General features: G+C 31.6%; 8 protein-coding genes. 1 reads left to right on the top strand and 7 read right to left on the bottom strand.

What is annotated here, in order from left to right; genetic code table 11:
• Together RMN92_RS10785 and rlmF are read right to left on the bottom strand one after the other, a co-directional pair.
• Positions 1-568 (bottom strand): DEAD/DEAH box helicase family protein (locus RMN92_RS10785; RefSeq protein ID WP_309609451.1); only part of this gene is annotated, 568 nt, incomplete at its 3' end.
• A gap of 104 nt (positions 569-672) precedes the next feature.
• Positions 673-1,617: a 23S rRNA (adenine(1618)-N(6))-methyltransferase RlmF gene (gene rlmF, locus RMN92_RS10780; protein ID WP_309609450.1), complete on the bottom strand. Its 945-nt coding sequence runs from the start codon at positions 1,615-1,617 to the stop codon at positions 673-675.
• A 76-nt stretch (positions 1,618-1,693) separates the two neighbouring features.
• On the opposite strand from rlmF, the gene RMN92_RS10775 reads away from it, so the two are divergent.
• A complete protein-coding gene (locus tag RMN92_RS10775; protein ID WP_309609449.1) occupies positions 1,694-2,548 on the top strand; it encodes an alpha/beta hydrolase in 855 nt (284 codons plus the stop codon).
• A gap of 11 nt (positions 2,549-2,559) precedes the next feature.
• Here the strand turns inward: RMN92_RS10775 and RMN92_RS10770 are convergent, their stop codons facing one another.
• From RMN92_RS10770 to rplS, 5 genes are all read right to left on the bottom strand, one after another.
• Positions 2,560-3,222 carry a thiamine diphosphokinase gene (locus RMN92_RS10770; RefSeq protein WP_309609448.1) on the bottom strand — a complete coding sequence of 221 codons (663 nt, stop codon included), beginning with the start codon at positions 3,220-3,222 and terminating at the stop codon, positions 2,560-2,562.
• 248 nt (positions 3,223-3,470) lie between these two features.
• The gene (locus tag RMN92_RS10765) at positions 3,471-4,283 is read right to left on the bottom strand and encodes a DUF4249 domain-containing protein (protein WP_309609447.1); all 813 of its coding nucleotides are present in this window, start codon (positions 4,281-4,283) and stop codon (positions 3,471-3,473) included.
• Between the two features lie 4 nt (positions 4,284-4,287).
• Complete coding sequence (locus tag RMN92_RS10760; protein ID WP_309609446.1) at positions 4,288-6,672, bottom strand: TonB-dependent receptor; 2,385 nt, start codon at positions 6,670-6,672, stop codon at positions 4,288-4,290.
• Positions 6,673-6,896: 224 nt separating this feature from the next.
• Complete coding sequence (locus RMN92_RS10755) at positions 6,897-8,120, bottom strand: NADP-dependent isocitrate dehydrogenase (protein ID WP_309609445.1); 1,224 nt, start codon at positions 8,118-8,120, stop codon at positions 6,897-6,899.
• A 255-nt stretch (positions 8,121-8,375) separates the two neighbouring features.
• The gene (gene rplS / locus RMN92_RS10750) at positions 8,376-8,726 is read right to left on the bottom strand and encodes a 50S ribosomal protein L19 (RefSeq protein ID WP_309609452.1); all 351 of its coding nucleotides are present in this window, start codon (positions 8,724-8,726) and stop codon (positions 8,376-8,378) included.
• Positions 8,727-8,733: the final 7 nt, after the last annotated feature.

Raw genomic sequence — 8,733 nt, 5'->3', positions numbered from 1 at the left:
CAGGATTAAAATCGGCTTCCGTTCTTGAATACAAACTTTGAACCAACGAATGTAAAAATTTGGTACGAGATATTTGTTGTCCAGCTTTCACTGGAATGACATTGTCTTGAAATTCTTTTGGATTTCCGATACCATAAATACAGGAAACTGAGGCGATAACAATAACATCTCTTCTTCCAGAAAGCAACGAAGAAACGGTAGACATTCGCATTTTTTCTAGTTCTTCATTGATAGATAAATCTTTTTCTATGAAAACACCAGAAACTGGCATAAATGCTTCGGGTTGGTAATAATCGTAATAAGAAACGAAATATTCAACGGCATTGTTGGGAAAAAACTGTTTGAATTCAGAATATAATTGTGCAGCTAGCGTTTTATTATGAGCCAAAACTAGCGTTGGTCTTTGCACATTTTCAATGACATTGGCAATTGTAAAAGTTTTCCCAGAACCTGTTACACCAAGTAAGGTTTGGAATTTCTCATCATCAACAATGCCTTTGGCCAATTTTTTTATGGCTTGCGGTTGGTCGCCTTTGGGTTGGTAATCGGATACTACTTGGAAGTTCATATGTTTAAAGTCACAAAGTTGTAAAGTGCAAAGTTACAAAGTAAAAGAACTGGTAAATTAACTTCTTAAGAAAACTTTGGTACTTTGTTACTCTGAAACTTTTGTCAAAACTTCCAATTTTTTTGCTGCGACTCACTTAAAAATGTCCAAGCTACAATTCGGCTGGTTTTTTGACCTTGCGCCATATCGATAGTTTTTATATCAACGGCAGAAACTTTGTTTAAAATTTTATAAATATTAGGTAAATTTTCTTTCTTAGAAACTAGAGTTGTAAACCATAAAACCTGCATTGGATATTTCGCAGATTCATAAATCATTTGGGTAATAAAAGCTATTTCGCCACCATCGCACCACAATTCTGTATTTTGTCCGCCAAAGTTTAAAATTGGGGTTTTGACTCTGCTTTTTTCTAAATTATTTACTTTTCTTGCGGATGATTTTGCGGCTTCTAAAGCTGAATTATGAAAAGGTGGATTGCAAATCGTGAAAGCAAATTTGTCTTCGGGTAAAATAATATTTTTAAAAATAAATCTTGATGATACTTGAAGTTGCAAACTTATTGAATCAATTAATTTTGGATTTTGACTAATAATTTTTTTACAATTTTGAATCGCCATTTCATCAATATCAGTGGCAACAAACGACCAATTATAGATTGAATTTCCCAGTATAGGATAGATTAAATTTGAACCAGTTCCAATATCTAATCCAACCACATTTTCGCCTTCGGGAATTGTTTCATTGTTTGTAGTTGCCAATAAATCAGCAATATGATGTATATAATCAGCGCGACCAGGAATGGGCGGACAGAGATAATTTTCTGGAATATCCCAGTTTTTAATATTGTAATCTAGAATTAAAAGTGAATTGTTTAGCGATTTGACAGCATTTGGATTGCTAAAATCGATTATTTCATTTTGAAACTCGTCTACAAATACAAAATTTGATAAATCTGGATTTGTAAGTATCAATTTTTGAAAATCATACCCAAAACGATGCAAGTTTCTAGAATGTAAAGTTGTTTTTTCTGGAATTATTTTTGTTTTCATCTCATAAAATTCTTTGCAAATATAGTTATTAAAAAATGGTTACTTTTATATGTATAAATTCTAGCATTTTATAAGTATGAAAATTAGATTTAAAAAGCGATATTTTTTTTATGTCATTCCAGTTTTGTATATATTATTTTGTCAATCTTGTATGACCATGAGAATGAATAGTAAAAAAACAATTGCTTTTTTTGAAACTACCAATACTCAATTTTTAGACAAAACTATTGATTTTGAAGATTACAAAATACATTACATTGAAACTGGAAAACCTGAAAATCCAACTTTATTTTTTATACATGGTTCGCCTGGAAGTTGGGATGCTTATAAAAATTATTTAACCGACACGTTGCTTCTTAAAAAATATAGAATGATTGCAATAGATAGACCTGGTTTTGGTTATAGCAATTTTGGTGAAGCTGAAAACTTATCTGTTCAAGCCAATAGGATTGACAATTTTGTAAAAAAAATAGATAACAATAAGCCAATTATTTTAATTGGACATTCCATGGGTGGACCAGTAGTTGTAAAGTTGGCGACTATAAAGCCAAAATTATATTCGAATCTAATTATTTTAGCTGGATCAATTGATCCTGAAGCTGAAACTCCCGAAGTTTGGCGAAGTATTATAAAAACCAAACCCATTCGGTATTTAATTCCTGGTGCTTTGCGTCCTGCAAATGATGAATTGTGGTGGCTCAAACAAGATTTAGTCGATATGAAACCCAATCTAAAAAATATTACTTCTAATGTTGTGGTCATTCACGGAACAAAAGATCCGTTGGTGCCATTCTCGAATGTAGCTTTTATAAAAAGAACGCTTGTTAATGCAAAATCTATGGAAATAATTCCTATTGAAAATGCCAATCATTTTATTCCTTGGGAACATTTTGAAACCATTAGGAATGTATTGCTGGATTTGAAATTGTAAAATCAACACGATCAATCAAAGCATTCCATCAATAATAAGTTTCCTTGTTCGTGATTTATCGTAACTATACCATCCTTTGAAACATGGTTGCTACTTCCTGTTTTTTCACCAATAATCAGTTCATCATTTTGTAAACTGTAAAATAAATTTTCTGTAGTAATTCCTGACACTTTCCCAATTGGAATTAATGAAATTATGGTGTTTGCTGTATACCATTTTTTAAATTCAGCAGGCAATTGAAATATTTTGGAATGGTCGTCGAGAATTACAATTTTTAATAAATTACGATATTGAATTATATTGGTAATGTTGGTTATGGTATGATCTGCACGCTTTCCAGTAGCCCAAACTACATTTACTGCGGGAATTTTTCTTTCTATTAAATAATCAAAAGCTTTTTCGAGATCGGTTTTATTTTGATCTGGTTTGTGCACTATTTCTATGGGAAATTGATTTTCTTTATAGTATTCTACATCGAAACCGCGATCAAAATCTCCAAGCAACACATCTACTTTTAAATTTAGTTTAGAAACGCGTTCCATTGCAGAATCTAGAACAATAACCAGTGGCGACCATTCTAACAATTGTCCTAATAATTCTGAACTGCATTCTGCTCCATTGGCAATAATAAGTGCTGGTTCCTGGTCGTCGCGGACTATATGGTGTGAGGACATTTGATTTTTGATTTTAGAATTCAGATTTTTAAAGATGTAAAGATATAAAATGCAACACTATTTTTTTGTAAATCTAAAATCTGAATTCTAAAATCTAAAATATTTAGCCCAGATAGCAATGGAAAACAAAACGGCGAAATAAACTTTAGTTTTGTTTTCTAGCAAGAGCGACCAAAGGAAGCTCCTTGCTAGATTTACAAAACTGTTTATTTCGCCGTTTTTTTGAAATGAATAGCTGGATTAGCTACTTATTGAATAGTGTATGTTTTAGAATCTATTTCGGATAAATTAAAATAGCCAAAAGGGAAATCGTCTGGATTTGTTGTATTTAATATGTTTCCTCGAACCGTAACTGGTGGTGCTTGAAATGGACCACCACCGTTGTTTCCTGAAATGCTTAATAGAATTTCTAAAAATTTATAATATTGTTTTGAAACGCCATAATGTGTTATTTTAAATGTGTCACCTACTTTTAAATCATTGTTGAAACTCTGACTGAAGAAAGGATTTCCGTTGTAAAATAAGTCTTCGGTAACATAAATATCGGGTTTAATTTTGCTTGGATATTCATATTTAAAAAGATAAAAATCTTCAGTTGCCGCAGGATCTAAAAAATTGGCATTTACCTGAATTTCATTGCTGCTAATTCCGCCGGTATTACTTTGAATTATTGTTTGAATTTCGGCAATTGGTTTCAAATTTTCTGTGCCTGTATAGGTTTTACCATTGCTTACAATAGTCAATTTGTACTTTTCGTTTAATACGGGAATAAAATTATTACAAACATATTGACCTGTATTTGGTATTTCTATGAAATTAAAAATCACATTTAAACTATTTGATACTGTAACTGTTGCGTTTGAAACCACAGGCGTTTTATTGGTGTAATAATCTGCTGTAGTGGTTAGGATTATTTTCTGAATATTTCCTGCGGTTCCTTTTTGCCAATTTATAGAGGCTTCGACTACAAGTTTAGGATTTGCAGTGTCAAGTTTAATATCTACAACTTCTGTACAGCTGCTTAGAAATATTACGGTTAAAATTATATATAAATTTTTCATTAAATTAGAATTTAAAATTATAAGTTGCGCTTGGAACTATTCCGAAAATAGATGTTTTTACGGCTTCGTTATTTCCTGAATCTATATTTTGTTGGAAGTTAATGGATGCTGCGTTTTTACGATTATAAATATTATAGATGCCAAAAACCCATTCGCTTTGCCATTTTCTGTTTTTATTTTTTCTAGAACTCAATGTAGCAGAAATGTCTAAGTGATGAAAAACAGGCAATCTATTTTCGTTACGTAAACCGTAGCTAGGAATGTTTAATCCCAAATAAGTGTATTGTCCGTTTGGATAAGTTGTTGGCTGACCTGTTTGCAAAATAAAATTGGCTCCAAAACTCCATTTATCATTTAATTGGTAAGAACTTGTGACTGCTAAGTTATGTAATTTATCGTAAGCAGAATTATACCAATTGCCATTATTGATACCAATTTCGTTGGCGTTTCTGCCAGGTGTTCTTTGTTCAGATTTTGAAAGCGTGTAGGATATCCAGCCGCTCAAATCGCCTTTATTTTTTCGCAATAGCAATTCTAAACCGTAGGATCTCATTTCGCCATTCAATATTACTTGCTCAATAGCTTTGTTGGCAATTAAATTTGCACCATCAATATAATCGATTCTATTTTTAATTTTCTTGTAAAAGCTTTCAACTTCTATAGAGTATTTATCATCGCTAAAATTCACGAAATAACCTGCAGCAACTTGATCTGCAATTTGTGGATTGATAAAATTATCGCTCGGTGTCCAAACATCCAGTGGAGTAGGAGAAGAAGTATTGGAAAGCAATTGCAAATATTGTGTCATTCTATTATAGCTTATTTTTACAGATTTATCATCAGTAAAAGAATAAGAAGCAGAAAAACGAGGTTCTAGGTTTTCAAATGTTTTTATAGCATCGCCTTTACCATATAGTTTGGTTCCAATAGGTGTTGCTTTTTGGTAAATTTTAAGATCTGAGTCATAAGTTACAGGCTGATCATTTTCGTAAATATTAATTGTCGATTTTCCTAACCTGTAAAACATACTCGATCTTAATCCGTAAGCAATGGTAAGATTTTCTAATATTTTATGGTCTACATCAAAATAAAGTGATGGTTCAAAAGCATATTTTCTGTCTAATTGATCAAAATTAATTCCAGATCCAGGTTTTGAAGGCGTTAATGTTCCAGGATTGAAATCATAATAAATAGCATTTACGCCAAAATTTATTTTTAATTTATCTGACACATAATTTTTGAAATCGTATTTAATATTATAATTTTTAATGCCTGAGTCCCAGTTGAAACCTACACTATCAATATTCAATCCGTAATAATAATCACTGTAAATTAAAGATAGATTGGAAAATAATTTTTCGTTGAATAAATGATTCCATCTAAGATTTAATGTAGAATTTCCGTAAGTATTTACAAACTGTTTGCCAATGCCAAAAACATCGCGTCCAAAATAACCCGATAAATAAAGGTTATTATTATCGCTTACTTTGTAACTCAATTTGGTATTCAAGTCGTAAAAATAGGCAGTATTATTTTTTTGTTTTTCTGATAATTTTAAAAATAAATGCGCGTAGGAAGCACGCCCGCCCACAAGGAACGATCCTTTTTCTTTTACAATTGGTCCTTCAGCAAGAATTCTACTTGAAATAAGTCCAATTCCGCCATTCATGCTGAATTTGTTGCTATTTCCATCCTTCTGATAAATTTCTAAAACTGATGATGCTCTGCCGCCGAAACGAGCAGGAATTCCGCCTTTGTAGAGTTTTAAATCTTTTATGGCATCTGGATTAAAAACAGAGAAAAAACCAAACAAATGAGATGAATTGAAAATAATAGCTTCATCTAGCAAAATTAAATTTTGATCTGCGCCACCGCCTCGAACATTAAATCCTGACGCGCCCTCGCCAGCATTGGTTACACCTGGAAGTAATAATAATGATTTTAAAACATCCACTTCACCCAAAACAACAGGCATTTTTTTAATGGTAGCAATTGAGAGTTTATTCACACTCATTTCAGCAGCTCGAGTATTGGTAGCTTTTTTGGTTTCTGTTACTACAATTTCTGATAATTGCTGGCTACTTTCTGACAAAGAAATATTCATTTTTTTATTTTCATTCAACGAAATATTTTCTTCAAAAGTTTGAAAACCTACATAACTTATTTGCAGAGTGTAATCGCCTTTTGGAATGGTTAGAGAATAAAACCCATACTCGTTTGTAGTAACTGAAGCTCGTATTTGAGCTATAAAAACATTCACACCAATAAGTGTTTCGTTGCTTTTTGCATCTTTGATAGTTCCAGAAATTGTAAATTTTTCTTGTGAAAATGAATTTGAAATTCCAAAAAAAGTTAAAATTACTATTGCAATTGATTTTTTTAAAAACATACTTTTGATTTTATTTTGATTTGGATTTAATAAAAAAGATATGATATTATTTGTTCAATCATCAATGCAATTTTGGTTAGGAAATGTAAAATTAGTTGTATCATGTTTATTTGATTTTTTGTAAGACGTAAAATTCGATAATTTATTACAAAATAGTTGTTAAGATTTGGTTAATAAAAAAGACGGCTTAAAAAGCCGTCTTCCAAAATTTTAAATGCAAAATATTAGTTTAATTTCTTATCTAAATTTTCTTTTATAGCTGCCAAAAATCCTTCGGTTGTTAAATAATCTGCATCAGTTAGACCAGTAGGTTTTACCAAACTAGCCAAATCTTTGGTCATTTTTCCAGATTCAACAGTTTCTACACAAACTTCTTCTAGTTTATTACAGAAATTAATTAATTCTTGATTATTATCCAGTTTTCCTCTGTGTTCCAAACCTCTTGTCCAAGCAAAAATAGAAGCAATTGGATTGGTTGATGTGGCTTTTCCTTTTTGATGTTCTCTAAAATGACGTGTTACCGTTCCGTGCGCTGCTTCGGCTTCAACTGTTTTTCCATCTGGAGTTACCAAAACTGATGTCATTAATCCTAATGATCCAAATCCTTGCGCTACAGTATCCGACTGAACATCGCCATCATAATTTTTGCAAGCCCAAACAAATCCGCCACTCCATTTCATTACAGATGCCACCATATCATCAATCAATCGGTGCTCGTATGTCATGCCATTTTTGTCAAAATCTGCTTTATATGTGGATTGATACACTTCTTCAAAAATATCTTTGAAACGTCCATCATAAGCTTTTAGAATTGTGTTTTTTGTAGAAAGATATAATGGCCATTTTTTGGTCAATGCCATTTGAAACGAAGAGTGTGCAAATCCATAAATAGATTCATCATTATTATACATTGCCATAGCAACTCCATCGCCTTCATAATCATAAACATTCCAAGTTTGAGTTTCGCCTTGTTCTGGAACAAAAGTCATAGTCAGTTTGCCTTTTCCTTTGATGACAACATCTGTAGCTTTGTATTGATCGCCAAAAGCGTGACGGCCAATAACTATAGGTTTTGTCCAACCCTGTACATATCTAGGAACATTGCTCATAATAATAGGTTCGCGAAAAACGGTTCCGCCAACTATATTTCTAATGGTTCCATTTGGCGATTTCCACATTTTAGAAAGATTAAATTCTTTTACTCGATCTTCATCTGGGGTAATAGTGGCGCATTTGATACCAACATTGTATTTTTTTATAGCTTCGGCAGAATCAATAGTGATTTGGTCTTTCGTGGCTTCACGACTTTCAATTCCTAAATCGTAATATTTAATATCTAAATCTAAATAAGGGAGAATTAATTGTTCTTTGATGAAGCTCCAAATAATTCGTGTCATTTCATCTCCATCAAGTTCTACAACTGGATTGGCTACTTTTATTTTTGTCATAATGTCTAAAGATTGTATTTTTTTGTGACGACAAATATAATAAAACGATTCTAAAAAATAGATATTGAATAACGATATCGATTGATTTATGAATTTGTTAAAATTAAAAGTTCAAATTATTGATTTTGTATTTAAAATTATAAAAATCAAGGAATACATAAATTATTTTAAATTGACTATTAAAATTTTCATGAAGATTTTTAAATAAAAAAGCTCCGAATTTCTTCGAAGCTTTGTATTGAAATGAGATGTAGACTATCTTCTTTTGTCTCTAATTTTTGCTTTTTTACCAGTAAGTTCTCTAAAGTAGAAAATTCTAGCTCTACGAACAGCACCTTTTTTGTTGATTTCAATTTTTTGCAAAGCAGGCAAATTCACTGGGAAAATACGCTCTACTCCAATGGCACCAGACATTTTACGAATTGTAAAAGTTTCTGTGTTTCCAGAACCTCTTCTTTGGATAACAACTCCTTTAAAAAACTGAGTTCTAGTTTTTTCACCCTCTTTAATTTCGTAATAAACGGTGATAGTATCTCCAGCTGCATAAACTGGGAAATCTTTTTTTGTTACAAATTCGTCTTTAACGAATTTCATTAAATCTGCCATGATAATT

Origin of the sequence: Flavobacterium sp. (assembly GCF_031363805.1) — a bacterium.
In the GTDB taxonomy this organism is placed as follows: domain Bacteria; phylum Bacteroidota; class Bacteroidia; order Flavobacteriales; family Flavobacteriaceae; genus Flavobacterium.
This window is presented reverse-complemented; position numbering and strand designations above follow the sequence as displayed.

What these genes read in the sequence shown, in the direction of transcription:
- rlmF (WP_309609450.1), bottom strand. Translation starts at nt 1,617, where the DNA reads ATGAAAACAAAAATAATTCCAGAAAAAACAACTTTACATTCTAGAAAC.
- RMN92_RS10775 (WP_309609449.1), top strand. Translation starts at nt 1,694, where the DNA reads ATGAAAATTAGATTTAAAAAGCGATATTTTTTTTATGTCATTCCAGTT.
- RMN92_RS10770 (WP_309609448.1), bottom strand. Translation starts at nt 3,222, where the DNA reads ATGTCCTCACACCATATAGTCCGCGACGACCAGGAACCAGCACTTATT.
- RMN92_RS10765 (WP_309609447.1), bottom strand. Translation starts at nt 4,283, where the DNA reads ATGAAAAATTTATATATAATTTTAACCGTAATATTTCTAAGCAGCTGT.
- RMN92_RS10760 (WP_309609446.1), bottom strand. Translation starts at nt 6,672, where the DNA reads ATGTTTTTAAAAAAATCAATTGCAATAGTAATTTTAACTTTTTTTGGA.
- RMN92_RS10755 (WP_309609445.1), bottom strand. Translation starts at nt 8,120, where the DNA reads ATGACAAAAATAAAAGTAGCCAATCCAGTTGTAGAACTTGATGGAGAT.
- rplS (WP_309609452.1), bottom strand. Translation starts at nt 8,726, where the DNA reads ATGGCAGATTTAATGAAATTCGTTAAAGACGAATTTGTAACAAAAAAA.